This is a genomic window from Streptosporangium sp. CA-135522 (assembly GCF_050949235.1).
In the GTDB taxonomy this organism is placed as follows: domain Bacteria; phylum Actinomycetota; class Actinomycetes; order Streptosporangiales; family Streptosporangiaceae; genus Streptosporangium.
Genome location: NZ_CP192026.1, coordinates 7,514,738 through 7,540,629, shown reverse-complemented (window position 1 = coordinate 7,540,629; position 25,892 = coordinate 7,514,738). Strand labels below are relative to the sequence as shown.

Below are 25,892 nucleotides of genomic sequence, written 5' to 3'. Positions count from 1 at the left end.
GGCTCGAAGGCCGGTGAACGCCGAAAGGCCGGTGCAGGATCGGTCCGGAAGGGCGTGGAGGCGAGAAGGCAGAAGGAGACGGGCGGGAGACGGAGACGCGGAGGGAGACCGCCGGCTTTCCGATCGGCTTCCCGGTGCCTTTCCGCCGGGAAATCGGCAATCTGGAAGACGGCGAGCCGGCCCCGGGTCGATACGGTTGTCTCAGCCCCGCACCGGTCGGGAAAGTCGTGCGTCGGTGCGTATGGCCGTGCTGAGCAGCGCCTGCGGGGTCGCGGCTGCGACGAAGCGCGCCTGCGCGGGGGACGCCGCATGGAGGGCGCCGCGTGCAGGACGTGAGTTCTTCGGTGGTCGGCAAACGCGTCGAGGAGATATGGAGAACCGTGCTCGACTCCTCCGCCGAGGAGCCGAACGCCACGTTCTTCGAGCTGGGCGGACGGGCGATCTCCGCGCTTCGCATCGTCGCCCGCATCGAGAACGAGCTCGGGATCAAGGTGGACGTGGGTGATCTGTTCGAGCACCCTGGCCTGGACACCTTCGTGCGTCACGTCATGGCGAAGGCGCCGGGCCTTCCACCCGTGGACCGGTAGGCGGGGAGCCGCGGCACGAGGCCCGGTCAGGTCGGGCTGGCGGCCAGCTCGCGGGTGTGCTCCTCCCAGGCGGCGGTGAGACGTTCGACGGCGGACTCCAGGGTCCCGGGGGACTCGGCGAAGGACAGGCGCAGGCCGTTCAGGTGGCGGGCGTCGACGCAGGAGGTCGCACCGGAGGCGACGATGACGCCGTAGCGGCCGGCCAGGTGGGCGAAGGTCTCGCTGTCGGACACGGGGAGGGTCGCCCACACCGACAGCCCGGCCTGCGGCGCCCGAGCCTGCCAGGCAGGCAGCTGCTCCGACAGCAGGGCGAGGAGCAGGTCACGCCGTTCCCGCAGCGTCCGGCGCAGGCCGTCCTGCCAGGCGGTGTCGGCGGTCTGCAGCAGGCGGGTCGCGATGACCTGGGCGGGCACGCTCGGAGCCAGGTCGCTCGCGGCGCGCAGCCGCAGCAGGTATCCGTGCAGCGGGCGAGGCGCCCGCAGCCAGCCGATGCGCAGTCCCGCCCAGAACATCTTCGACAGGGAGCCGAGAGCGATCACGGAGTCGTCGTCGGCCGCCAGCGGGACGGGCGGAGGTTGCCGCGGATCGAGCCCGAGACCGGCCTGGGCGAGGTCTTCCACGAGTACGGCGCCGCGGCGCCGTACCGTCTCGTGCAGTGACCGTCTTCGGGAGGCGCTGAGGACGGCCCCGGTCGGATTGTGCGCCGCCGAGTCCACGTAGATGAGCGGGGCGTTCAGGCGGGCGGCGGCCCGGTCGACGGCGTGCGTCTCCAGCCCGAGGGCGTCCACCGAGATCCCGACGAGGTGACCCTGGTGCCCCGTGACGACGCCGGCCAACCCCGGATAGACCGGGCATCCCGTGATGACCGCGCGGCCGGGGGAGAGCAGGGCCGCGGTCACCAGGGACAGGGCGTGCTGGGCGCCGCAGGTCACGATCAGCTGTTCGGCGGTGGTCGGCAGGCCGAGGTGCCGGGTGAGGTGGTCGGCGAGGGCGGCGCGCAGCTCGGGCAGCCCGGCAGGGTGCAGGCCGTGCCCGTCGAGACCGGGCGCCAGGAGCGGCCGGGCGGCGGGTGGCAGGTGACCGGTTCCGGCGGGCACGGACATCGACAGGTCGATCATGTCTTCGTCGCCGGCGAGCCTGCGCTGCAGCAGGGTGGAGGCCGGGGTCTGCGCCGGGGCGTGCGTCCAGCCGGGAGTGGGCCGCACGAAGGTGCCGGCGCCCTGCCGGCGTTCGACGAGCCCGGCCTCCGCCAGCGTGTCGTAGCCGCGGACCACCGTGCCCCGGCTGACGCCCAGCGCGTGCGCGAGCGGTCGTTCCGCGGGCAACCGCTCTGCGGTCTCGACGAGCCCGCGCTCCATCGCCTCGGCGAGCGTGGTGGCGATGCGCCGGTAGTGAGGACCACGCCGCCGTCGCCAGCCGTCGAGCGCGATCCGCACCCACCATCCGAGATCATGGTCCATTCGGTCACATTGGCACTGTTATCTCCACGGGGCAACAGGCACACTGAGCGGGCCCGTCCGGGTGAGAGAGCAGCGAGACAGCGGGGGAGGGGAACGCGTCGTGGTGCCGAGTCCCACGCTGGCCAGACGATTCTGGGAGGCGATCGAGCCCGTCCACGCCGTGGCGTACTTCACGCCGGAGCCGGCCGAGGCGGCCCGGGCCGTCGGGCTCCTCGGCTGGTGGATGGGATACTTCGCGGGCCGGCTCGCCCCGCTCGGCCCGCTCGGGGCGCCGGCCGCCAAAGCGCTGTGCTTCGCCTTCGCGCCGGGCAGGGTGGCCCGTGCCCTCCCGGACGCCTGGACGTACGCCACCCCCGAGAAGGTGCTGCACACCCGTATGGGCGCCGTGCAGGCGGCTCTCGAACGGGTCCTGCCGGCCACCGGCCACGCGGACCTCGAGCGCCTGGTCCACCTGCTGGAGCGAGCGGTGGCGGGCTGCGGCTACGAGGGACGCCCGCTGGCCGCCGCCTGGTCCGGCGTGCCCCGGCCGGGCAGCCTCACCGGACGGCTCTGGCTCGCGGCCACGATCCTGCGCGAGCACCGCGGTGACGGTCACGTCATCGCCGCCGCGCACGCCGGCCTCACCGGGATCGAGGCCGGTCTCACCCACGTCGCCACCGGTCAGATCCCTCGGGCGCTCATCCAGACCAGCCGGGGCTGGAGCGACGCCGACTGGGAGCAGGCCCGGCGCCGTCTGGTGGCCCGAGGGCTGCTGGACCAGGGTTCCCGCCTGTCCAAGCGCGGCGGAGTCGTGCGCCGCGAGATCGAGAACGCCACGGACCGGCTCGCCGCCGCTCCGGTCACCCTGCTGGGCCCGAGCGGCGTCGAAGAGGCCATCCGCCTGGCCGCGCCGCTCAGCCGCCACCTCGTCGACACCGGTGTGGTCCCGGTGCCCAACCCGATCGGAGCCCCCCGGCCGTGAACACGATCCGCACCACCCGCGAGGGTGCCATCACCACGTTGACCATCGACCGCCCGGACAAGCTCAACGCCCTCGACTACGGCACCATCGACGCGCTGACGGCGGCCCTGGACGAGGTGGAGTCCGACGACGCGCAGCGCGCCGTCATCCTGACCGGCGCCGGGCGGCGCGCCTTCAGCGCGGGCGCCGACATCGCCGACCTCGCCGGCAGCATCGCCCTGGGCGTCGACCAGGCGCTGCGGGACGTCGTCCGTAGAGGTCAGGGACTGACCCGGCGGATCGAGACGTTTCCCAAGCCCGTCGTCGTCGCCGTCAACGGGCTCGCCTACGGAGGGGGCTGCGAGATCACCGAGGCCGCGCCGCTCGCCGTCGCCGCCGACCACGCCACCTTCGCCAACCCGGAGATCACCCTCGGCTTCCCGCCCCCGTTCGGCGGCTCGCAGCGGCTGCCACGCCACATCGGCCGCAAGCGGGCCCTGGAGATGATCCTCACCGCAGACCCGATCGACGCCGCGCGCGCCGCCGAACTCGGCCTCGTCAATCGCGTGGTCCCCGCCGCTCGCCTGCTGGAGGAGGCCACCGCCTTGGCCGAGCGGGTCATCCGCCACCCGGCGAGCGCGGTGAGCGCCTGCCTGGCCGCCGTCACCCGCGGCGTCAACCTGCCGATCGACGAAGCCCTGGCGGTCGAGGCGGCCTGGTTCGCCGTCACCGTCCCCACCGACGGCGTCGCCACCGGCCTTCGCCGCTTTCTCAGCCGTCCTCGCTGACCGAGTGCCCGAGCTTTCGCCGCTTCCCTCTGTCGCTTTCTCGGCCGCTTCGCTGACCCTGTGCCTGAGCCTTCGCTGTTTTCTCGGCCGCTTCGCTGACCGCGTACCCGAGCCTTCGCTGCTTTCTCAGCCGTCCTCGCTGACCCTGTGCCCGAGCCGTCCCCGCTGACCATGTCGTTTCCATGACCATGTCCATCGGCTGCTTCGCCGGGCGCATCGCTCTTCGCCGACCGCGCGGTCCTTCCGGCCGATCGCGTCATTCCTGGCCGACCGCCTCGCCCCGACGGGCGTGGGCGGTCTCGTGACCGCGCCCGCGTGCTTGCCGATACGGCTCGCCGGCAGCGGTCTACCTGCGGTTATCCCCTTTTCCGCCGGCACCCGTGGCCGTCCCGCGTCCGGTTGGCAGGAAGCGGCTACGGGCAGGCAACTTGCTGCCTTTGATTCGCCTGGTTCCCGGGCCGCGCGGAGCGCAGAGTTGGTTGTGCGAGAAGAAATGCACAGCCTACCGAAAAGGGGAACGTGAAATGAAGATCCCAATTATCTTTCCGGCCGGTTTCGATGTCGCCGAGAAATTGTCGGCCACGGTCGTCTCCAATGTCATTGCAGGCGCCGTCGCCATCGGTGGCTACTGCGTGACGGGTGCCGCCGGCACCACCTGGGACTCCGTGTCGCCGGCCCCGGCCGGCATCACCTGGGTCTAGACGGGGGCATCCAGCCATGTTGGTTGAACTGACGATGCGCCGGGCCTCGGGAGAACCGGCAGGCCACTCACCGGTCGACGGAATCCGAATACTGGCCCTGCTGCCCGAACAATGGCGCAAAGACCTTCGGCAGGCCACCGGGGAAATCATCATCCGAGTGCACGTGGACGAAGAGATAACGAGCGCGCAGATCTGCGCCAAGGTGATCGCGGTCCTCACGGATCCGGCGGTGAGTCACTGGAGACTCGTCACCTGCCACACCCTGACCACCGACAGCCACGAATCGAAGGAGGCACTCCGTGATCACCCCCGTCTTGCAGACTGGCGAATGCAACGTATTGTGGGCGGACCCGCGACACCAGCCGGTCGACGTCCTGACCAGCGCGCTCAGTGGAATTGAGCGGGAGCGGGCCTCGACCTACCGCCGTGAACCGGACCGGCGCCGATATCTGACCGCGTGCTGGTTGCTGCGTGCCGCGGCCGCCGCCCATCTGGACATCTCTCCCGCGGCCGTCTTGGTCGAGCGGCGATGCCCCGACTGCGACAAGCCGCACGGCAAAACCTACATTCGCAACGCCGTACCCGAACTGCACGCCTCCGTCTCCCACTCGGCCAACCGCGTCGCGGTGGCCGTGAGCAGCGCCGGGCCGCTGGGCATCGACGTGGAGGAGGTGCCCTCGGGGCCGGTCGCCGAGCTTGCGCAGTGCGCGCTGTCTCCGGTGGAGCAGGCCATCCTGCGGGCACTTCCCGAGCATGAGCAGAACATCGGCTTCGCCCGGATGTGGGTGTGCAAGGAGGCGGTTCTCAAGGCGACGGGCCACGGGTTGCGGATCCCGCCGGACCAGGTCGAGGTCAGCGGCCCGAACGAAGCGCCCGCGCTGCTCGGCTGGCCGCTGGACATCCCTCCCGGAGCGGTGCAGATCCACACCCTGGACCCCGGCGACGGCTACGTCGGCGTCGTCGCGGTCATCGCCGACGATCTTCCGATCACCGTGTCGGAGTCGGACGCCACCGACCTTCGCCGGACCCCCTTCTCCGACGCGGCGTGCAAAGCCGCCTGACAACCCTTGACGAAGCCAGTAAGAGGCGGCTGAATAAATGAGGAAAGTCATGACTGGCGGGTCGCCGGTCCGCGGACATAATGTAGTGATAGGTCCGCTTTCCATATTATTCAAGGCAGCCTCACAGTAAAGGAGAGGACGCTGAACTGCCGTGGAAAATCATTTCGTGCTGATTCCAGGCCCCTGGATGGGGGCCTGGGTCTGGGAGCCGGTGGCCTGCGGGCTGCGCGCGCTCGGCCATCACGCCCGCCCGGTCACGCTGTCGGGGCTGGCCGGCTCCGACGCCGACGTTTCGGATGTCGGTCTGGAGACCCACGTCGATGACGTGCTGGCGCTCCTGGAGGCGGACGACCTGAGAGACGTCATCCTCGTGGGGCACAGCTATTCGGGCATCGTGGCCGGCCAGGTCGCCGATCGCGCGCCCGACCGCGTCGCGCACACCGTCTTCGTCGAGGGGTTCCTCCCGCACGACGGCACGTCGATGCTCCAGATCTTCCCGGAGCGCCAGCGTGCCGACGAACTCCGGCTGATCACCGAGAACCACGGTCGCTGGCCCATCCCGGACGCCGCGGTCGTGGCCGACGGACAGGACCTGTCCGATGAGCAGGCGCGGTGGCTGGTGGAGCGTTTCGTCGGCCACCCGGGACGCACGATCTCCGAACCGGCCGTGCTGACGCGCCCGCTGTCACAGCAGCGGGCCACCTACGTCGTGTGCGAGCTGGAGCACTTCGACGGCAAGGTCTCCGACGACGTCGCGGCGATGCGCGCCGAGCCCAACTGGACCTTCCACACTCTCAAGACCGGCCACTGGCCGATGGTGTCGGCTCCCGACCAGCTCGTCACGCTGCTCACCGACGTCGCCTCCGGGCGAAGCTGACCGGACGGCATCGCCGTGAGCGCCCGTCCCTCCGGCTCGGAAAGCCGCTCAGCCCTTCGAAGCACCAGCCCCTCGCAGCCACCAGCCCTTCGAAGCACCGGCCTTCAGACGCCCCGCCAGGCGCCTGGCACGGCCTCACGGACCCGACATGGACTCCGTCATGGTTTCCGTCACGGCCTCACGGACCCGACACGAACCCCGTCACGGCCTCACGAACCCGACACGGACCCGACACAGACCCCGACATGGGCCCCGTCACGGCCTCACGAACCCGACACGGACCCCGACATGGACCTCGTCACGGCTCCCGTCACGGCCTCCGTCACGGACAGGGCCGGCCGCCCGTCGAGGACGACGCCGACGGCTCGCGTGGCGATGGTCTCCTGGGACCCGCGCGCACCGCTGACCATGAACTCATAGGCGTGCCCGCTCTGGGCCGGAAACTCCAGGCTGTCGGCGAGTATCGGCAGCGGTGATCTTTGGAAGCCCTCTCCGGCGGTGACGTCACGCCAGTAGAGCCAGTACCCGCTCGCGCCGAACACGTGCGGCCACGAGAGGCCGATGGAGGAACCACGCGGGACGGCGACGATGCCGGCCGGCATGGAGATGACGAGCGGGTCGGGCGCGCGGGGGATCGGGGTGAGGAAGTCGATCCGGCCGTCACAGAACATCGATGAGAACGTGTCGGCGAACGCTCTGGCGATTTTGAACTCCCCGAGGTCGTTCGGGTGGAGGCCGTCGTAGGTGTCGCGGTGTGGATCGTAGTCGCGGTCCAGGTCGACGAGGACGACCGGCGAACGGGCCGTCGACATCGCCGCCAGCCTGGCGGGCAGCGCCTCGTTGTAGGAGGTGATGACGTCCGCGGGACCGGGACCGGTCTCCAGCGGCGTGCGATGGACGACGTTGGCGACCAGGAGCCGGATGTCCGGATTGGCGCCGCGCGCGCACCGGACGAAGGCCTCGAGGTCCGCGGCCAGCCGGTCGGGGCCGGACACGCCCCAGGCCAGGTCGTTGAACCCGAGCTCGACCATGAGGTAGTCGGCCTTGTGCGCCACGACGGCGTCATGGATGTTGTCCTTGGCCTCCTGCAGCAGGCGGCCCCATCTGGCGTAGTGCCTGTGGTCGCGGAAGTCGATACCGGGCCGGTAGCGGCCGGTGTGAACGGGATCCGCGGTGCGTGCCGGGTAACCCCTCGGCTGGCTGGCGGGCAACACCGAGGTGCCCGTCTCCGGCCCGACGAAGCGGATCGGGAAGCCGTGCCCGCCGAAGTTCTGCGACAGCCGGTACCGCCAGGTGTAGTCGCCTTCCAGGCCTTGGCTGATCGAGTCTCCAACGATCATCATGTGTGGAATCGTGCCTGGAATGGCGTACCTCCGGAGTCGGTGAGGTGACGTGAACGCATCCGGCCGGCTTCGCCGTACGTCGTGTGGTCTCGCCGCACCGCCGGCGGTCGCTCGCCGGCCGGGACATGCGTTCACCGGGAAACCGCGGGAACCGCGGGAGCTGAGGAAACCGTGAATGCCGCCGGCCCGGTGGGCGGGCGTGGCCGGCCGTGTCCGGAGTCGTGGCACGAGCCGGAAGGTCCTGGGGTGCCGGGGCGTGGTACGGGCCGGAGGGCGTCCGCGGTACGGGCCGGAGGGCGTCCGCACCGCGGACGCCCTCCGTCATCTTCTCGTCATCCGTGTGCGAGCGCGCAGTTGCAGCGCATCGCGGCGTGCTCGGAGGGACGGGGACGCCGGTGCAGGATCATCGCCACGACCATGGGGGCGAAGACGATCGCGTTGTAGAACAGGTGGAGTTCCACCCGCGGCACGATGAGCTGGATGATGCTGGTCGGGACCGGACGGCCCAGCAGGTGCGAGCCGGTGATCGCCTGGATGAGCAGGAGCAGGTGCTCGAGGTGATGCCACACCTGGATTCCGAGCGAGATGTTCCACCATGTTCGTGACCTGCCGGTGAACCCCCGCCGCAGCATGATCAGGCCGATCAGCATCAGCAACGCGTACCCGTAGTGCATCCACTCGGACTTGACGAGCCAGGGAAACGGAACCCCCAGAACGCCGCGCGCCTCGGGGACGGGCCAGCCGAGGACGTAGATCTGGATCGCCTGGGCGACGTGCTCCGCCCAGTGGGCCACGACTATCAGGAGATAGAGACCCAGCGCGGTGCGATGATATCGACTGTTGAGAGCCGATATTCGAGCTCGGAAAGGAGTTGCCGAAACTGTCTCGGTTGCCATGCGCGAACCTCGATCCCAGGAATCACGACCGTCCGCCCGCCGCGCATTCCATGGCGCGGTGGACATTCCCCTCGCCCCGCGTTCATCGCGGTTGCATTGTCAAGCTAAAAGCCAATTCTCGCGGGCGGGCCGGGACGGTGTCTTCTTCGGATTTGCTCTCTTCGCCGGTGACGCGCCAGGGGGCGCCGTCGCGAGAATGGGCGGCGAGATCGAGATATTCCTCCCGATTAAGTGCGCGAAGCGTGAAATTCAGGCCATGCCGTACGGCGTGCCTGTCGCCGCGCTTTGCGGTGAGAAAGGGACCGCCGGGCGGTCCGAGGACGGCGCCGCGTCTGCTCCGTCTATCGCGCAAAGCCCAATGTGCGAGCCCCGGTTCCGGGAGGGCGGATGAAGTCGGCGCGGAATTCCGGCGGCCTGGTCGCCACGGGGCGCTAGCCTTACCTAGTGATGACTAGGTCGACGGACGGCAACGGCGCGGCCCCCGCGCCCCGCAGGCGGATGAGCCCGCAGGCGCGGCGAGAGGTGATCGAACGCGCCGCCACGGAAGTGTTCGCCGAACGCGGCTACCACGCCGCCTCGGTCGAGGAGATCGCCAAGCGGTCGGGCATCTCGGTGCCGGTATTGTACGACCACTTCGCGTCCAAGCAGGAGCTCCATCGCCATCTCCTGGCGCGGCACTACGCCGAGCTGCGGGCGATATGGCACGAGCACCTTTCCGGCGACGAGCGACCGGAGCAGCGCGTCTTCCGTACGGTCGACGCCTGGTTCGCCTACGTCGAGACGCATCCCTACGCCTGGAGCATGCTCTTCGCCGACACGACGGGACAGGATGAGGCCGAGGCCATCAGGCGGGAGGTCGCGCAGGAGAGCCGGGCGATGATCCTGCCTCTTTTCGCCCGGGTGCGCGGCGCCGATGCGGACGAGATGGACGACGAGACCCTCGACCTTGCCTGGGAGGCCTGGAGGGCCGCCATCCAGGGCATGGCGCTGTGGTGGCGCGGGCACCGGCACGTCCGCCGTGAGCGGTTGGTCGCCATGGCGATGAACACGCTGTGGATCGGCCTCGAACGGGTGCGGCGCGGCGAGAGCTGGTCGCTGTAACGCCCTGACCGCGCCCGCCGCCGGTTCAGTCGATTCTCCCGCGTCTTCGCGTCGATCGTGGCGGGGGCGACCGGCCGTACGGGTCCTCATACAATGACCCGATGGTTTCCCCCGTGAGCGGTCCCGAGGTGAGCGACGCGCTGCAGGTGCTGCACCGCGTCTTCGGCTACGACTCGTTCCGGGAAGGTCAGCAGGAGATCATCGATCACGTCGTCGCCGGCGGCGACGCGCTGGTGCTGATGCCGACCGGTGGCGGCAAGTCGCTGTGCTACCAGATCCCCGCGCTCGTGCGCGAAGGCGTCGGCGTCGTCGTCTCGCCGCTCATCGCCCTCATGCAGGACCAGGTCGACGCTCTGACGGCTCTCGGCGTACGGGCCGGGTTCCTCAACTCCACGCAGGACCCCGACGAGCGCCACCGGGTCGAGTCCGCCTTCGTCGCGGGCGAGCTGGACCTGCTCTACCTGGCGCCGGAACGCCTGCGGGCCGACTCGACGCTGCGCCTGCTCGAGCGCGGCGCGATCTCCCTGTTCGCCATCGACGAGGCGCATTGCGTGGCCCAGTGGGGGCACGACTTCCGGCCCGACTACCTCGCCCTGTCCGCCCTGCACGAGCGCTGGCCCGCCGTGCCTCGCATCGCGCTGACCGCCACCGCCACCGAGGCCACCCACGCCGAGATCGCCTCCCGGCTGAACCTGGTCGAAGCCCGCCACTTCGTGTCGAGCTTCGACCGCCCGAACATCCAGTACCGCATCGCGCCGAAGAACGAGCCGAGGCGGCAGCTGCTCAGGCTGTTGCGCACCGAGCACCCCGGCGACGCGGGAATCGTCTACTGCCTGTCGCGCTCCTCGGTCGAGAAGACCGCCGAGTTCCTGGTGGAGAACGGCGTCCAGGCGCTGCCCTACCACGCGGGGCTCGACGCGCAGACCCGGGCCGCCAACCAGGCGAGGTTCCTGCGTGAGGACGGCCTCGTCATGGTCGCCACCATCGCGTTCGGCATGGGAATCGACAAGCCCGACGTGCGTTTCGTCGCCCATATCGATCTGCCCAAGTCCGTCGAGGGCTACTACCAGGAGACCGGCCGCGCCGGGCGTGACGGCCTTCCCTCCGTCGCCTGGCTGGCCTATGGCCTCCAGGACGTCGTGCAGCAGCGCAAAATGATCGACACCTCAGAGGGGGACGACGCCCACCGGCGCCGTCTGGGCACCCACCTCGACGCCATGCTGGCCCTGTGCGAGACGGTCGAATGCCGGCGAGTGCGGCTGCTCGCCTACTTCGGTCAGCACAGCACGGCCTGCGGCAACTGCGACACGTGCCTGACGCCGCCGGAGTCGTGGGACGGCACGATCGCCGCGCAGAAGCTGCTGTCGACCGTGCTCAGGCTCCAGCGGGAGCGGCGCCAGAAGTTCGGCGCGGGGCAGATCATCGACATCCTGCTCGGCCGGAAGACGGCCAAGGTCACCCAGTTCGGCCACGACTCCCTGACGGTCTTCGGCGTCGGCACCGAGCTGGGCGAGGCCGAATGGCGCGGCGTGGTCCGCCAGCTGCTGGCCCAGGGCCTGCCGACGGTCGAGGGTGACTACGGCACGCTGCTGCTCACCGAGGCGAGCGCCGAGGTGCTGGGCCGGCAACGCCAGGTCATGCTGCGGCGTGAGCCCGAGCGGGCGGCGCGGGCCAGGTCCGAGCCGGCGGCGCGGACCGGTGGGGCCCGCCGCGCGGCCCCCGCCGACCTGCCCGAGGAGGCCGTCGCGGTGTTCGAGCGGCTCCGCGCCTGGCGTTCGGCCACCGCGAAGGAACAGGGCGTGCCCGCGTACGTGATCTTCCATGACGCGACCCTGCGGGAGATCGCGACCGGGGCTCCGTCGTCCCTGGAGGAGCTGGGCCAGGTGAGCGGTGTCGGCGAGAACAAACTAGTGAAGTACGGCCGGCAGATCCTGGACGCCCTCGCGCAGGACGCCGTCGAGCCCGACCAGGCTCTCGTCTTCCCATGACATAGCCGGCCGGTTCCCGTCAGGATGTGGCCCTCCTTAAGGGAACCGGCCGGGGCTGTCTCGCGCGGCCCCCCGACCGGCGCGTTCAGAAGGTGGCACGAGGCCACCGGTTCAGGAGGTGGCGCAGGACCACCAGGCAGCGGTGTCGGGTTCCAGGATCGCCTGGAGCCCGTTGGAGCGCGTGTCGCTGCTGGCCAGCAGCAGCGTGCCGGGCGACTCCAGGACGACCGGTTCGGCGCCCAGGTTGACCGTGCACAGCAGTCCGGGCTCGCGCGTGAAGAACAGGGTCTCCGGCGGAGAGTCCAGCCACCGCATCGCTCCCCTGCCCAGGGCGGGATGGCTGCGGCGCAGGCGCACGGCGTTGCGGTACAGGTTGAGGAAGGAGCGGGGGTCGCCCAGTTGCGGGATCACCGCCTGCCCGCCCCAGTCGCGGGGGATCGGCAGCCAGGTCGGATCGGCCCCCGGCGGTGAGAAGCCGAAGGACGACTCGCCGTATGCCCACGGAATCGGCACCCGGCTGCCGTCGCGGCCCCGATCCGCGCCGGCCGTACGGAAGAAGATCGGGTCCTGCAGCACCTCGTCGGGGAGGTCGAGCACCTCCGGCAGGCCGAGCTCCTCACCCTGGTAGATGTAGACCGAGCCGGGCAGCGCCATGGTGAGCAGCGCAGCCGCACGCGCGCGCCTTACTCCCCGGCGTCCTCCGCCGTAGCGGGTCACATGGCGCACCTGATCGTGGTTGGACAGCACCCACGTGGTGGGCGCGCCCACCAGGTCGGTGGCCGCGATCGAGGCGTCGATCACCTGGCGCAGGGGACCGGCACCCCAGTCGGCGGCGAGATAGTTGAAGTTGAACGCCTGGTGGAGCTCGTCCGGCCGGACGTAGTTGGCCAGCCGGGCGGGCGACGGAGGCCACACCTCGGCCACCCCGATGCGCTCGCCAGGGTAGGAGTCGAGCAGCCGCCGCCAGGAGCGCAGGATCTCGTGCACACCGTCCTGGTCGAAGAAGGGCAGCGGGGCGCGGCCGAGCATCTTGAGCTGGCCGGTGAACCCGGCGTCGGGCAACCCCTCCGCCTTGACCATGCCGTGGGCGACATCGACGCGGAACCCGTCCACGCCGATGTCCAGCCAGAACCGCATCACGTCCTCGAACTCCGCGCGGACCTCGGGGTTGTCCCAGTTGAGGTCGGGCTGCTCGGGAGCGAAGAGGTGGAGATACCACGAGCCGTCCGGCACCCGGGTCCAGGCGGGGCCGCCGAAACTCGACTCCCAGTCGTTGGGCGGCTCGGCCCCGCCGGGCCCACGGCCCGGCCGGAAGACATAGCGGTCCCGGGCCCCGGGTTCATCCCGCAGGGCCTCCTCGAACCAGGGATGCTCCGAGGAGGTGTGGTTGGGCACGATGTCGATCAGCACGCGCATGCCCAGGCCGTGGGCTTCGGTGACCAGGGCGCGGGCGTCGTCGAGAGTGCCGAGGCGGGGGTCGACGGCGCGGTAGCTCGCCACGTCGTACCCGCCGTCGTGCAGCGGGGACGGATAGAAAGGGGTCAGCCAGATGGCGTCCACACCGAGGTCGGCGAGGTAACGCAGGCGGCTGCGGACGCCCAGCAGGTCACCCATGCCGTCGCCGTTGCCGTCGGCGAAACTGCGAACGTAGATCTCGTAGATCACGGCGTCGCGCCACCACTCGGAGGGCGAAGGCGCGGACGGGGATGGCGCGGAGAGGGCCGGCGAGGAGACGGCGCAGGGGGTGACGGACTGGTGCGTCACTAGTGCTCCTTGCAGGTGAGGGACATCAAGCCCGGCTGATGGGACTCCGGTCGGCCGTACCCGCCGCCGTCAGTGATCTCGGGGAGTCGCGATCACATGCATGCATGTTATGCATTCGCGTTACGTAGCCGTCAAGAGGGTGTAACCACCGTGTTGTGTCCTTCTCACCCGCACCCGCCGGGGCAAGGGGCCGCGCGGAGCAGGGGGATGGCCCCGCCCACCGGTGCTCGTGCCCGTCCGGGAGGGCGGGCTCCACCGGTGTTCACTCACGTCACAGGCGTGACTATCCGTTTCGCGAACAAGCTCGCGACATTCTGGAATGATCGCGTCCATATCCTGTCGGACATCGAGACTGACGGACAGTGACTGATGCCCCCCATCGATCAAATCACCGCCTTCGCGTCGGACCACCCGGTCGGAACGGTCATCATCTGCGTGGCCGCGCTGATCCTCCTGGGCCTGGCCTATTTCGTCCTCCGCGCCGTCTACCGCGCCGGCAACCGCTTCTTCCAGCGTTTCGTCGCCCCCCGGCCGGCCGAGGACATCCTCACCATCGTGGCCGCGAGCATCGCCACGGGCGTGTCCGCCCAGGGCATGTGGCGCTTCTCCGGCGACGTGCTCGGCTTCGACGGTCCCCTGCGGCTCCTGCTCTTCGCGTTCATCGAAGTCGCCGTGATCACCAGCGCCGTGCGGGCACGCCGCAACATGAGGGAGAACTACTCCGCCGGTATCGACGGCATCGCGGTGTGGACGCTCACGGGGCTGTCGGCGGTGCTGTCGAGCATGGACGCCCGCAGCGTCGCCGAGGCCGTCTTCCGGCTCGCGGCCCCGCTGGTGGCCGCGTGGCTGTGGGAGCGCGGCATGGCGATCGAACGGCACCGCATCACCGGGCGCGCCCGCATCAACTGGCGGATCACGCCCGAGCGCATGCTGGTCCGGGTCGGGCTGGCCGAGGCCAGCGACCGCACCGCGAGCGAGGTGGACGCCCACCGGAGGCTGACCCGCGTCGCGCTGGCCGCCAAGCGCGCCCGCGCGCTCCGCGAGGCCGGGGCGTCCGACCGGAAGATGCGTACGGCGCTCACCAAGCTGGACCGGGCGATGGACCAGGCGGTGGAGCACACCGGCCTGGCGGTCGACGCGACCCGCCAGGAGGCCCTGCTGTCCCAGATCGGTGCGCTTTACAACACCTCCGCCCTGATCGACCTGAGCCCGCCCGTTCCGTGGGCCCCCGAGCCCGAGGAGCCGCACGCCTCCCCGGCGCTGCCCGCGGCCAGGCCCTCCGCCTACGACGAGGACGAGGACGAGGAGGCCGAGGTGGTGGAGAGCGCCATGCCGGTCGTCGACACGGCGCAGCGTGCGGCCCTGATGCGCGCCGCACGGGAGTACTGGGACAAGCAGATCGAGCGGAAGTTCGTTCCCCGGGCGGCCGACATCGCCCACGAGATCGGCATCTCGCCGGCCACCGCCCGTGAGTACCGTGCTCTGTGGAAGCTCGAGCCCCGGGCACACGCGCTGATAGAGGCCGCCTACAACGAGCACGGGATCATCGACACCGGGACCTTCCCCGCCATCGAGACGCCGGAGCGCGTCCTGTCGGTGAACGGCTCGTCATCCGGCTCCTGAGACCGCCGGGTCCCCGAAGCCGTCTCGAAGCCGGTCCGGAGCCGGCTCGATCACCGTTCGCCGTCGGCCGTTGCCCGGGACTCTCGATAGGTTCTCCCGCGTAACAGGAGATACCTATGCATAAGGGGAGTCGTGATGTTCCGTATGACTGCGGGCCTCGGCCTGGCGACCGTGCTGATCGCCGGAACGGGGGCGGCCTTCGCCGCTCCGGTCGAGGCCACGGCGGGGCCCGCGTGCTATTCCGGGCCATGGAAAATGACCGCCATGAAGATCGTTGCCAAGGGCAAGACGATCAACAACCCGAGCAGCACCGACATCCTCAAGGGTGGCGCCGGGGTCAAGTTGACGCTGACCGCGACCGGGGCGACCTATGACTTCACCGGCTCGAAGAAGGTCTTCTTCAAGCTCCAGAGCGACAACACGACCGGCTGGGACCAGTACACCGGTCTCCTGAAGGTGCGTGCCAAGGTGACCGGCGACCGCGAGGGCCGGATCGCCGTCTCCCGTACGGGCGCCACGGGCGATGCCAAGGGTTCGACCACCTACACCGACCCGTACGTCAAGGACCCGTCCTGGTCGGTCCGGTCCCGGCTGGCAGAGGGGTACTACAACGGCCCGATCGTCGAGAACGCCACCTTCACCTGCGCGGGCGACAGCCTGAGGATGGTCGACGAGTACAAGGACCATGGCTGGGTCCGGGTCGCCGACCTCCGCTTCACCCGCATCTGACCGGCCCTCCGGACACCCCCGTGATCCGGGCGTCGGCGACGCCCGGATCACGGGGGCCGGACCGTCTCGCGGTGCCGGGCGGCGGGTCGATGAGTGTGCTCATGGCTCCTCCCGCCGGGGGTGGGAACCGCTGTAGACGACGGCGGCACGCCGGATGTGGTGGCGGGCGACCGCGGCCGCCCGTTCGGGGTCGCCCTCGGTGATGGCGGTGACGAGGTCTCGGTGATGGCCGTGCACCTCGTGGCCCCACTGCGAATCGACGGTCAGATTGCTCAGGCTGGACACCGCGATGCGGTCCCAGAGCTTGGTGAGCGCCTCGGTGGCGAACGGGTTCGCCGCCAGGGTGCAGATCCACTGGTGAAAGCGGAGATTGGCGACCGTGGCACGACGCTGGTCGCCCTCCTGCGAGTGTGTCTGCACCCTCTCCGCCCTGGCGCTCAGCTCGGCCAGTTGCGCCCTGGACAGCTCCCCGTCCCGCGAGCGAACCGCGGCCAGCTCGGCGGTGAGCGCCTCAAGCGCCGCCCGGTACGCGTAGGCGTGCGTGACGTCGGCGACGCTCAGTCCGCAGACGACGACCCCCATGCCCTTGCCGCCCGCGGTGACCAGGCCGTCGCGCTGCAGCCGTTTGAGCGCCTCGCGGACCGGGGTGCGGCTCATGTTCAGCTCCTCGCTGAGCTGTCGTTCCGACATCTGTGTGCCGGGTGGGTGGTCGCCGGACAGCAACAGCTCACGGATGTGGAGGTAGGCCTCTTCCGCGTGGTTCAGCACACCTGGCGTATCGGTCCAGTTCATGTAAGTGGTATACCAGGTATTCCTGGTGCACCGCCAGGCGTGATGTGGAAGGACCCCCGCCGTGACCGTCGCTGACGCCCTCCTGGTGATCTCCGCAGGACTACTCGCCGGAGCCATGAACACGGTCGCGGGCGGCGGAACCCTCGTCACCTATCCGGTATTGCTGTTGTGCGGTCTTCCGCCCATCTCGGCGAACATCACCTCGGCGGTCGGCCTTGCGCCCGGTTATGCCGGGGGCGCCTACGCCTACCGGCGCGAACTGCGCGGCCAGCGCCGTCGACACCTGGCGCTCGGCCCGACCGCGATCGTCGGCGCGATCACCGGAGCGGCACTCTTGCTGGTCACGCCGCCCGGCCCGTTCCAGACGATGGTGCCCTTCCTGGTGCTGGCCTCGTGCCTGCTGTTGCTGGTCCAGCCGGTGTTCGCGGCGGCCGTCGCACGCCGCGCGGGTGAGGGGCGTGACAGGGTGTCCCTGCCGGCACACGCCGGGATCTTCCTCGCCTCGGTGTACGGCGCCTACTTCAGCGCGGGGCTCGGGGTGCTCATGCTCGCGGTGCTCGGCATCGTGTTCGGCGACGGTCTGCAGCGGCTCAACGGCCTCAAGAGCTCCCTTTCGGGGATCGTCGTGCTGACGGCCGTCATGGTGTACGCCGCCTCAGGCCAGGTCGCCGTCGGCTACGCCGCACTCCTGCTCGTCGCCTCCTACCTCGGCGGTACGGCGGGCGGCGCGGTGGCCCGCCGGCTCGACCCCGGCGTGCTGCGCTACACGGTCTCCGCGCTCGGCATCGCCCTGGCGGTGGTGCTGTTCCTGACGCGGCGCTAGTCGACCTCGGCGCTGCCGTTCACGCGGAGCTTGCGGCGGGCGCGCTCGTAGAAGCTCGTGGTGCCCAGCCGTACGACCCAGGCGAAGGCGCGTATCGCGGTGACGGTGAGCTGGTCGCCGGGGAACAGATGGGCGCCGATCGCCCCGTCCACCTCCACGGCCAGCCGGCCGCTGGTCGGAAGCACCTCCAGGCTGACCGTCTCGTCGGCGGAGAGCACCAGCGCCCGGTTGAACGCCGAATGGGCCGCCGCCGGAACCACGAGGAACCCCTCGACCGTCGGGGACACGATCGGGCCGCCCGCCGAGAAGCTGTAGGCGGTCGATCCGGTGGACGTGGCCACGATGACGGCATCGGCCGCGTAGCGGACGAACGGGTGGTTCTCCACCGAGATCGACACCGCGGACAGTCCATCGCCGGGTATGCGCACCAGGGCGATGTCGTTGAACGCGGTCACCGTCCTTCCTTCGGGAAGGGTCGCCCGCACCGCCATGCGGGGTTCGACGGTGTAGTGATGGTTGTCGATGGCCGACAGCGCGATGGACAGGTCGTCGACGTCGATCTCGGCGAGGAATCCCAGCTTGCCGAGGTTCACCCCGAGGATGGGGGTGGGTTTTCCGGCGATGAGCCGCATGGTGCGCAGCATGGTGCCGTCACCCCCCAGGCTGACCAGCAGGTCGGCGCATTCCACGAGGGTGTCGGTGTCGACCGCCACCGCGCTGCAGTCGATCCGTCCGACCTCGTCGGGCAGGCCGTACACCGTCACCCCTCGAGCGCGGGCCCACTCCACGATCGTGTCGATGGCCACCTTGGAGTCACGTTGCGGGTGCAGCACCAGGCCCACCGTTTCGACCATGCCCATGTCGCCACTGTACGGTGCGCCGCCGCGCGACGGGTCCCCGGCGGATCCGCGCCGGCCGGAGCGGGGACCCGCGAGTGCGTCCCGTCGCGTCCGGTGCGAGACGCCTCCGCCCCCGGACGCCTCAGCTCTGACGCCTCTGCCTCATCCGCGCTTCGTAGAGATGGCGGCGGCCGCCGGCCAGCTGATCTCTGATCCGCTTCTCCAGTTCGGTGAAGAAGCGGTAGTAGCCGTCGTCGTACTCCTCCATGATCTGAAAGGTCCACCGGTCGGGAAGCACGTTCCGGCCGATCAGCTCCTCGGCGACGACATCGGCCAGGTCGGGGTGCCCGGCCTCGCGAAGCAACTCCACGACCCGGTCGAGCTGCAGGTCGGCATGACCGGTGAGCTGGTGGAAGGAGTAGAGGTGCCCCCGGGCCCGCTCGGTCGTCTCCAGGGCCTCGGAGAGCCTGCCCAGCGCTTCGACGGTCGTGTCGTCGAGGTCGGGGCTCGGAGACCCGGCCGGTCGTTCGTCAATGGTCACGTGATCTCCTCACAACATCTCCTCACAACGGCTCGCGGAAACCTTTCTCTACCCGCGCTGCCGGGAGTGAATCGCCGGCGCGCTCCCGCGCCGGCGGTGACGGGGGAACACCTCGGCCGCCGGGATCGTTCTCTTATATGTCATTTATGTGTCATTCGCCTCTCTAAGGGCATACGTCCGGCAGCCGAGTATTGGGAGCGTGGACCATGACAGTTACCGGCATCATCACCGCCATCGTCATCGGAGCGATCATCGGCGCGCTGGGTCGTCTGATCGTGCCGGGACGGCAGGGCATTCCGATCTGGCTGACCATCGTGATCGGCATCGTCGCGGCCCTCATCGGCACCGCGATAGCCGGCGCGATGGGCGTGGGCGTCACCCGGGGGATCGACTGGATCGAGCTGGTCATCCAGGTCGTCCTGGCCGCCGTGGGAGTCATCCTGGTGAGCACCCTCTACAGCAGGCGTGGGGTCCGCTGACGGACCCGAAGTGACCATCGATCAGGTCCGCTGACATGCGCGGACCGGCACGGCGGTGGCCCCGGCCCGGGATCTCCCGGCCGGGGCCACCGCCGTATGCGCCCGGCATCGCGGCGGCCCCGGGGAAGGCGTCCGCTCCGCTCCCCTGCGGGCGATCGCTTCTGCCGCAGGGCGCTCTCCCCTCCGGCCGGCCGGTCCCGGCGGGAACGAACTCGTCGGGCAGGGGCAGACCCGTCAAGATCCACGTTAGACGGCAAAAGTGCGAAAGTAATCTTTAGGTCGGCATTTCGCAATAATATCTATATTTGCTTTTGACCGAACCTTGTTTAATGCTTGACAGGTCATTTAATCGAACTCCAAAATTGGTCCTGTTCGCGATGTCGGTCTGCATCCGGATTCTCACTCCATGAACGGGAAAGGCCTGCGAAATTGGCGACGGCCGATCTCGCGATTTTCCATTCCCAGATTCAGATCCCTAGTTTCTCCCTTTCGACCCGAGTGCGGACAGGTGGTGTGTTGTGACGGAGTTCGATGCCGGCAGGGCGCAGTTGAGTCTGGGTACGGCCGCGGCGCGAAATCTCGCGACGACGACCAAGACGGCCCCGCAGATGCAGGAGATCTCCTCGCGGTGGCTGCTCAAGATACTGCCGTGGGTGCAGGTGTCGGGCGGCACATACCGAGTGAACCGGCGGCTGAGCTACACCATCGGCGACGGCCGGGTCAGCTTCACCACCGTGGGATCGCAGGTGAGGGTGGTCCCGGCCGAGCTGTGCGAGCTGCCGACGCTGCGCCACTTCGACGACTCCGAGGTCCTCGAGGCGCTGGGAGAGCGGTTCACGCAGCGGGAGTTCGCGCCCGGGGAGGTGCTCGTCCAGGCCGGACGTCCGGCCGACGAGGTGGTGCTCATCGCGCACGGCAAGCTCAACAAGGTCGGCACCGGCCCCTACGGCGACCAGGTCGTCCTGGGAGTGCTGGCCGGCGGCGACCACTTCGGCGACGAGACGCTGGCGGGATCGCAGGGGGAGTGGGAGTTCACGGTCAAGGCCGTCACCGCCGGGACGGCCATGGTCCTGCCCCGGCAGGCGTTCCGTGAGCTGGCCGACCAGTCCGAGGCGCTCCAAGCCCATCTGCGTCTGGTGCAGGCCGCTCCGAAGGGCCCGCAGAACAAGTACGGCGAGGCCGCCATCGAGACGGCGGCCGGCCACGTGGGAGAGCCCGACCTGCCGGGAACGTTCGTCGACTACGAACTCTCGCCCCGCGAGTACGAGCTGAGCGTCGCGCAGACCGTGCTGCGCGTGCACAGCCGGGTGGCGGATCTCTACAACGACCCGATGGACCAGATCGAGCAGCAGCTCCGGCTGACGATCGAGGCGTTGCGGGAGCGCCAGGAGCACGAGCTGATCAACAACCGCGAGTTCGGGCTGCTGCACAACGCCGATCTCAAGCAGCGGATCCACACGCGAAGCGGCCCGCCCACCCCCGACGACCTCGACGAGCTGCTCAGCCGCCGGAGGAACACGCAGTTCATCCTCGCCCACCCGCACGCCATCGCCGCGTTCGGCCGGGAATGCAACCGCCGAGGGCTCTATCCCCTCGGCGTGGACTTCGGCGGGAACACGGTGCCCGCCTGGCGCGGTGTCCCCATCTTCTCCTGCAACAAGATCCCCATCACCGACACCCGCACCACCTCGATCCTCGCCATGCGAACCGGCGAGGACAACCAGGGCGTCGTCGGCCTGCACCAGACGGGCATCCCCGACGAGTACCAGCCCAGCCTTTCGGTCCGGTTCATGGGGATCAGCGAGAAAGCGATCATCTCCTACCTGGTGAGCGCCTACTACTCCGCCGCCGTCCTGGTCCCCGACGCGCTCGGCATCCTTGAGGACGTCGAGCTCGGCCACTGAGGGCGGGACCGCACGCGGCTTCTCGAAGCTCCCGCCCGGCCACCCGGCCGAGGTGGGTGTGCCCGGTCGCCGCGTGAACGGGGATCTGAGAGATGTCATGACGGAGTTCGGGATCGGGGTGCGCGCGGCCGGGCCGGGTACGGCCGTGCGCATCCGATCCCGCGATGGGGGCCGGGCCGCAAGCCTCGGCCCCCATCGTGCCCGGCGCCCTCCAGGACACCGGGCTCGGCAACGGAGCGAGGGGACGGGGAACATGACCGCGGTTGGGGTGACGGCCGAGGGGCGCTCGGCGCGCGAGGTGCTGGCCTGGAGCCGTGACATGGTCGAGCCCGCGCTGCGTCCGGCGGTCGGGACACTGCCCCCGTCGATGCGGCGCATCGCCGGCTATCACTTCGGCTGGTGGGACGAGCACGGCCGCCCGTCTGAGGCGGGCGGTGGCAAGGCGAGCGGCAAGGCGATCCGTCCCGCGCTGGTCCTGCTGGCGGCGGGGGCGGTCGGCGGTGGTGCCACCACGGCGCTGCCGGCGGCGGCCGCCGTCGAGCTGGCCCACAACTTCTCCCTGCTGCACGACGACGTGATGGACGGTGACAGGACCCGCCGTCACCGCCCGACGGCCTGGACCGTCTTCGGCGTCAGCCCGGCGATCCTGGCCGGTGACGCCCTGCTGACGCTGGCCTTCGAGGTGCTCGCCGCCGGCGGGCACCCGGCCACCCCGCAGGCGACGCGGATCTTCGGCGCCGCGATCCAGGAGCTGCTGGAGGGGCAGAACACCGACGTCGCCTTCGAGAAACGCCGCGACGTCGAGCTCGCCGAGTGCCTGAGCATGGCGGCGGGCAAGACCGGCGCCCTGCTGGGGTGTGCCTGTGCGCTCGGCGCGCTGCTCGGCGGCGGCAGCGTGGAGCAGGTGGAGAGCCTGCACGCCTTCGGCCGGGACCTGGGACTGGCGTTCCAGCTCGTCGACGACCTTCTGGGCATCTGGGGCGACCCCGCGGTGACCGGCAAGCCGGTCTACTCGGACCTGCGCAGCCGTAAGAAGTCCCTGCCGGTCGTGGCGGCGCTCACCTCCGCGACCTCGGCCGGACGGGAGCTGGCCGAGATGTACCACGGAGAGCGTCCCCTGTCCGACGCCGAGCTGGCCCGCGCCGCCGACCTCGTCGACGTGGTGGGCGGGCGGGCCTGGAGCCAGGCGCAGGCCGACGAGCTGCTGACACGGGCGCTGTGCCGTCTGCAGTCGGCCGGGTCGGTGCCGGAGCCGGTCGCCGAGCTGAGCACGCTCGCCCGGCTGGTCACCCGCCGCGACCACTGAGCGGCGCGAGTCCTGCCCGCCGGATGAGGGGAGGACGGGCGTCAGACGAAGGCGCCCACACCGGTGACCGCGCGGCCCACGATCAGGCTGTTGATCTCGCGGGTGCCCTCGTAGGAGTAGATGGCCTCGGAGTCGGCCACGAACCGGCCCATGCCGTAGTCGAGCACGATCCCGTTGCCGCCCATGATCTCCCGACCCCAGCCCACGGCCTCGCGCATCCGCACGGTGCAGAAGGCCTTGGCCATGGCCGAGTGCTCGTCTTTGTAAACGCCCGCGTCCTGGAGCTGGGCCAGCCGTACCACCATGCCCAGCGAGCAGGTGACGTTTCCCAGCATCCGCACCAGCAGATCCTGCACGAGCTGGAAACCGGCGATCGGCCGTCCGAACTGCTCACGCGTCTTGGCGTATTCCAGCGCCAGCTCGTAGGCGCCCATCATGCAACCGACCGCCTGCCAGGCCACTCCGCCCCGCGTCTGGCGCAGGATCGTCGCGGTGTCGCGGAAGCCGTTGGCGTTCCGCAGCCGGTTCTCCTCCCGCACCAGGCAGTTCGTCAGCGTGATGTCGGCGTTCTGGACCGTCCGTAGTGCGATCTTGTTCTCGATCTTCGTGGCGGTGAACCCCGGGGTGCCCTTCTCCACCACGAATCCCTTGACCTGGCCGTCGGCCTCGTCCTTGGCCCACACCACGATCAGGTCGGCGAAGGTCGCGTTGCCGATCCATCTCTTGGCCCCGTTGAGCACCCACACGTCACCCTCGCGCCGGGCCGTCGTGCGCAACCCCGCCGCGACGTCGGAGCCGCCCTCGGGCTCGGTCAGGGCGAAGGCCCCGATCTTCTCCATCGCGGCCATCGCCGGCAGCCACCGCTCCCGCTGCTCCTCGGAGCCCAGCCGGTCGATGCTGCCCATCGCCAGCCCGTTGTGCACGCCGAAGAACGTCCCCATCGAGGGGTCCACCCGGTTCATCTCCAGCACCACGAAGCCGGTCAGCAGGCTCCGCGCCCCCCGGTACGGCAAGCCCGCGATGTCCAGCTTCGCGAATTCGGGTATGAGATGGTGGGGGAAGCGGGCGTTGGTCCACTCCTCATCTGCGATGGGCGCGACCTTCCGGGCCATGAAATCCCGCACCCGCAGGACGACCTCCTTCTCCTCCTCCTCCAGCAGTTCGAAGTAGTCGTAGAAGTCACCCGTCATCATCGCCGCAGCTCCCCTCCGGTCCGTGTGCCCGCCCATCTGCCCGGGGACCGGGGGATCAACCAGTGACCCGCCTCACAGGCCGGCCGCCTTGGGCAGGGACTCGGCGAGGTCGAGCAGGTGGACGGGCATCAGGCCTTCTTGCCCACGCCGCACATGATCAGTGCCTGCGAGGGGTCGTCGTAGGGCAGGCAGTCCTCCGGCCGCCATTCCGGCAGCCAGACCAGGCCCGGATCCACCAGCTCGAACCCGTCGAACAGTTCGAGGATCTCCTGGCGGGAGCGCAGGACGAGCGGCGAGTTGGCGCGCTTGTAGACCTTGACGCCCTTGTTCACGGCCGCGGGTCGCGAGTCGCGGGACCCGTGGGACAGGACGAGATAGCTGCCGGGCGGTACGGCGTCCCGAAGTGTGGCCACGATGCGCCCGGGATCGTCGGACTTGGTGATGAAGTGCATGATCGCCACGAGCAGCACGGCCACGGGCTTGGAGAAGTCGAGGTGCTCCTGGATCTCCGGGGACTTCAGGATCTCCTCGGGCTGGCGCAGGTCTCCTGAGGAGACCAGGACCTCGTTACGGGCCCCGCGAAGGAGCGCCCTGGCATGCGCGAGGACGATCGGGTCGTTGTCGACGTAGACGACGCGTGCCTCTGGCGCGATCTGGTGGACCACCTCGTGGACGTTGCCCCGCGTGGGCAGTCCGGTGCCGATGTCCAGGAACTGCTCGATGCCCGTCTCGGCCAGGAACCTGACGGCCCGGCCGAGGAAGGCGCGGTTCTCCCGGGCGGCCACGCGCACCTCGGGAGCGATCGAGAGGATCTCCTCGGCGGCGGCACGGTCGGCGGCGAAGTTGTCCTTCCCGCCGAGGTAGTAGTCGTACAACCTGGCGACGCTCGGAGTGTCGACGTCGATGCCCCGCCCCGCCCACTCTTCTTCCGCCATGTTCACCCTTCGTCAGAACAGCCGTGAAGATCCTTACCCGAGCGTAATGCGGTATCTGCGGATATAAATAGGTTTTTGTGAGAAGAACGCCGGAAGCCCAGGTCGCCCTGGGCTTCCGTGTCATCTATTCGTGCCCGGCCGTCCGGCCGGGCCCCGTCGCCGGCGTCATCCGTCCACTCCCCGAGGCGGGCGCCGCTCTGGGGGACTACCGCCGCCAGACCTGGACCCAGTCGGACTGGCTGGTGCTGTCGCCGAGGTCGTCGGTGCCCTCGAAGACCGCGCGGTACTGGCCGCTCCTGGAGGCGCGGGCCTGGGCCTTGAACCTGCCTCTCCAGTCGGTGTCGGCGGAGGTGACCCACTTCCAGGCGCTGGAGCCGCTGGGACGGAAGTAGATCGTCACCTCCTCGCCGCGCACGCTCTTCCAGCGGTCGTCGATGTCGGCCTGAAGGCGGCCGGTGAAGTAGACCCAGCGGCCCTTGCGGATCGCGCCCGGGTCGGCCGAGAAGCGGGTCAGGCGGGTGTCGGCCTTGCCCTGCTCCTGCTTGACGGAGAAGTTGACCGTGTCGGTCGCCTTCTTGCCGTCCTTGTCGTAGGCGTCGGCGACGGCGAGCCAGCGACCCTCGAAGTCGTTCTCGTCGAAGCTCGTGGTGAAGCGCCACAGGTCACCGTCGTGGATGATCTTAGGCTCCGCCGCGTCCAGAGCGCGGAACCGGTCGGAGACCGGCTTGAGGCGAAGCTCGACGCGGGTGGCCTCGGTGGTGCGGACCTCGATCGTGACCCTCGTGTCCTCGCCGCTCTTCACGACGACCGGGTTCGGGTCCACGCTGTCGATGCGCACGCTGAGGGCGGTGCGCTCGGCGGAGGCCGTGCCGGCGGACAGGAGCAGCGAGCCGCCTACAGCTGCGGACAGGAGGCCGATGGCGATTCGTTTCATCAAGACGTTTTCCCTCTCCCCGTTGCGAGAAGCGTCAGGGGTGATCGCTTCCACCCGTATAAGACGAGAAGCTCAATAGAAATGTTGCTAAAAATCTTGAAAAAGGCAGGATAAAGTTTTTGTAAGCCGATGTTCGGCGGTAAGTGTGCAGGTGGCGATCCTGCCGAAGGGGCGCCCCGCCCTTCGGGCTCGACGGGAGACATGTCCGTTTTGCCGGAAATGGGATTGAGGTAGGAGACCGGTCCCGGGCGGCGGGAGCGGGACGCCGGGATGACACCCCGGTGGTGG

The 25,892-nt window shown here is 69.7% G+C and carries 24 protein-coding genes; 14 read left to right on the top strand and 10 right to left on the bottom strand.

Going from position 1 to position 25,892, the window contains the following annotated elements:
- Nucleotides 1–323: 323 nt before the first annotated feature.
- Nucleotides 324–587 carry a phosphopantetheine-binding protein gene (locus tag ACQPYK_RS35700; RefSeq protein WP_433241125.1) on the top strand — a complete coding sequence of 88 codons (264 nt, stop codon included), beginning with the start codon at nt 324–326 and terminating at the stop codon, nt 585–587.
- 26 nt (nt 588–613) lie between these two features.
- Here the strand turns inward: ACQPYK_RS35700 and ACQPYK_RS35695 are convergent, their stop codons facing one another.
- Nucleotides 614–2,047 carry a PLP-dependent aminotransferase family protein gene (locus tag ACQPYK_RS35695; RefSeq protein ID WP_433241122.1) on the bottom strand — a complete coding sequence of 478 codons (1,434 nt, stop codon included), beginning with the start codon at nt 2,045–2,047 and terminating at the stop codon, nt 614–616.
- A 61-nt stretch (nt 2,048–2,108) separates the two neighbouring features.
- On the opposite strand from ACQPYK_RS35695, the gene ACQPYK_RS35690 reads away from it, so the two are divergent.
- From ACQPYK_RS35690 to ACQPYK_RS35670, 5 genes are all read left to right on the top strand, one after another.
- Nucleotides 2,109–3,008, top strand: a complete 900-nt coding sequence (locus ACQPYK_RS35690) for an SCO6745 family protein (protein ID WP_433241119.1) — start codon at nt 2,109–2,111, stop codon at nt 3,006–3,008.
- Nucleotides 3,005–3,775, top strand: a complete 771-nt coding sequence (locus ACQPYK_RS35685; protein ID WP_433241116.1) for an enoyl-CoA hydratase-related protein — start codon at nt 3,005–3,007, stop codon at nt 3,773–3,775. Before ACQPYK_RS35690 ends, ACQPYK_RS35685 begins: the two co-directional genes overlap by 4 nt.
- A 428-nt stretch (nt 3,776–4,203) precedes the next feature.
- Nucleotides 4,204–4,476: a hypothetical protein gene (locus ACQPYK_RS35680; protein ID WP_433241113.1), complete on the top strand. Its 273-nt coding sequence runs from the start codon at nt 4,204–4,206 to the stop codon at nt 4,474–4,476.
- A 299-nt stretch (nt 4,477–4,775) separates the two neighbouring features.
- On the top strand, nt 4,776–5,537 hold the full coding sequence (locus ACQPYK_RS35675; protein WP_433241110.1) for a 4'-phosphopantetheinyl transferase family protein: 762 nt from the start codon (nt 4,776–4,778) through the stop codon (nt 5,535–5,537).
- Between the two features lie 166 nt (nt 5,538–5,703).
- The gene (locus tag ACQPYK_RS35670; protein ID WP_433241107.1) at nt 5,704–6,414 is read left to right on the top strand and encodes an alpha/beta fold hydrolase; all 711 of its coding nucleotides are present in this window, start codon (nt 5,704–5,706) and stop codon (nt 6,412–6,414) included.
- Nucleotides 6,415–6,677: 263 nt separating this feature from the next.
- On the opposite strand, the gene ACQPYK_RS35665 is transcribed toward ACQPYK_RS35670, so the two are convergent.
- Nucleotides 6,678–7,757, bottom strand: a complete 1,080-nt coding sequence (locus tag ACQPYK_RS35665; RefSeq protein ID WP_433241104.1) for an SGNH/GDSL hydrolase family protein — start codon at nt 7,755–7,757, stop codon at nt 6,678–6,680.
- A gap of 332 nt (nt 7,758–8,089) precedes the next feature.
- A complete protein-coding gene (locus ACQPYK_RS35660; RefSeq protein WP_433241101.1) occupies nt 8,090–8,551 on the bottom strand; it encodes a hypothetical protein in 462 nt (153 codons plus the stop codon).
- 549 nt (nt 8,552–9,100) lie between these two features.
- On the opposite strand from ACQPYK_RS35660, the gene ACQPYK_RS35655 reads away from it, so the two are divergent.
- A complete protein-coding gene (locus ACQPYK_RS35655; RefSeq protein WP_433241098.1) occupies nt 9,101–9,754 on the top strand; it encodes a TetR/AcrR family transcriptional regulator in 654 nt (217 codons plus the stop codon).
- A 101-nt stretch (nt 9,755–9,855) separates the two neighbouring features.
- Nucleotides 9,856–11,742: a DNA helicase RecQ gene (gene recQ, locus ACQPYK_RS35650; protein ID WP_433241095.1), complete on the top strand. Its 1,887-nt coding sequence runs from the start codon at nt 9,856–9,858 to the stop codon at nt 11,740–11,742.
- 111 nt (nt 11,743–11,853) lie between these two features.
- On the opposite strand, the gene ACQPYK_RS35645 is transcribed toward recQ, so the two are convergent.
- A complete protein-coding gene (locus ACQPYK_RS35645; RefSeq protein WP_433241092.1) occupies nt 11,854–13,506 on the bottom strand; it encodes a glycoside hydrolase family 13 protein in 1,653 nt (550 codons plus the stop codon).
- 369 nt (nt 13,507–13,875) lie between these two features.
- Between ACQPYK_RS35645 and ACQPYK_RS35640 the strand changes: the two genes are divergently transcribed.
- A complete protein-coding gene (locus ACQPYK_RS35640) occupies nt 13,876–15,129 on the top strand; it encodes a hypothetical protein (protein ID WP_433241089.1) in 1,254 nt (417 codons plus the stop codon).
- 135 nt (nt 15,130–15,264) lie between these two features.
- The gene (locus tag ACQPYK_RS35635; protein ID WP_433241086.1) at nt 15,265–15,858 is read left to right on the top strand and encodes a hypothetical protein; all 594 of its coding nucleotides are present in this window, start codon (nt 15,265–15,267) and stop codon (nt 15,856–15,858) included.
- 99 nt (nt 15,859–15,957) lie between these two features.
- Here the strand turns inward: ACQPYK_RS35635 and ACQPYK_RS35630 are convergent, their stop codons facing one another.
- A complete protein-coding gene (locus ACQPYK_RS35630; RefSeq protein ID WP_433241083.1) occupies nt 15,958–16,650 on the bottom strand; it encodes a GntR family transcriptional regulator in 693 nt (230 codons plus the stop codon).
- A 61-nt stretch (nt 16,651–16,711) separates the two neighbouring features.
- Between ACQPYK_RS35630 and ACQPYK_RS35625 the strand changes: the two genes are divergently transcribed.
- Complete coding sequence (locus tag ACQPYK_RS35625; RefSeq protein ID WP_433241080.1) at nt 16,712–17,473, top strand: sulfite exporter TauE/SafE family protein; 762 nt, start codon at nt 16,712–16,714, stop codon at nt 17,471–17,473.
- Here ACQPYK_RS35625 and ACQPYK_RS35620 read toward each other — a convergent pair.
- Complete coding sequence (locus ACQPYK_RS35620; protein ID WP_433241077.1) at nt 17,470–18,333, bottom strand: NAD(+)/NADH kinase; 864 nt, start codon at nt 18,331–18,333, stop codon at nt 17,470–17,472. The two genes, ACQPYK_RS35625 and ACQPYK_RS35620, sit on opposite strands and share 4 nt — an antisense overlap.
- A gap of 121 nt (nt 18,334–18,454) precedes the next feature.
- A complete protein-coding gene (locus ACQPYK_RS35615; RefSeq protein WP_433241074.1) occupies nt 18,455–18,853 on the bottom strand; it encodes a hypothetical protein in 399 nt (132 codons plus the stop codon).
- 206 nt (nt 18,854–19,059) lie between these two features.
- Here ACQPYK_RS35615 and ACQPYK_RS35610 point away from each other — a divergent pair, with 206 nt between their 5' ends.
- From ACQPYK_RS35610 to ACQPYK_RS35600, 3 genes are all read left to right on the top strand, one after another.
- A complete protein-coding gene (locus tag ACQPYK_RS35610) occupies nt 19,060–19,332 on the top strand; it encodes a GlsB/YeaQ/YmgE family stress response membrane protein (RefSeq protein ID WP_433241071.1) in 273 nt (90 codons plus the stop codon).
- 518 nt (nt 19,333–19,850) lie between these two features.
- The gene (locus tag ACQPYK_RS35605; RefSeq protein ID WP_433241068.1) at nt 19,851–21,236 is read left to right on the top strand and encodes a family 2B encapsulin nanocompartment shell protein; all 1,386 of its coding nucleotides are present in this window, start codon (nt 19,851–19,853) and stop codon (nt 21,234–21,236) included.
- A 253-nt stretch (nt 21,237–21,489) separates the two neighbouring features.
- A complete protein-coding gene (locus ACQPYK_RS35600; RefSeq protein WP_433241065.1) occupies nt 21,490–22,542 on the top strand; it encodes a family 2 encapsulin nanocompartment cargo protein polyprenyl transferase in 1,053 nt (350 codons plus the stop codon).
- A 41-nt stretch (nt 22,543–22,583) separates the two neighbouring features.
- Here the strand turns inward: ACQPYK_RS35600 and ACQPYK_RS35595 are convergent, their stop codons facing one another.
- The 3 genes from ACQPYK_RS35595 to ACQPYK_RS35585 form a co-directional block, all read right to left on the bottom strand.
- Entirely contained in the window at nt 22,584–23,735 is a 1,152-nt protein-coding gene (locus tag ACQPYK_RS35595; RefSeq protein WP_433241062.1) for an acyl-CoA dehydrogenase family protein, read from the bottom strand.
- Between the two features lie 128 nt (nt 23,736–23,863).
- Nucleotides 23,864–24,670 carry an SAM-dependent methyltransferase gene (locus ACQPYK_RS35590; protein WP_433241059.1) on the bottom strand — a complete coding sequence of 269 codons (807 nt, stop codon included), beginning with the start codon at nt 24,668–24,670 and terminating at the stop codon, nt 23,864–23,866.
- Between the two features lie 205 nt (nt 24,671–24,875).
- Nucleotides 24,876–25,604: a hypothetical protein gene (locus ACQPYK_RS35585; RefSeq protein ID WP_433241056.1), complete on the bottom strand. Its 729-nt coding sequence runs from the start codon at nt 25,602–25,604 to the stop codon at nt 24,876–24,878.
- Between the last annotated feature and the right edge of the window lie 288 nt (nt 25,605–25,892).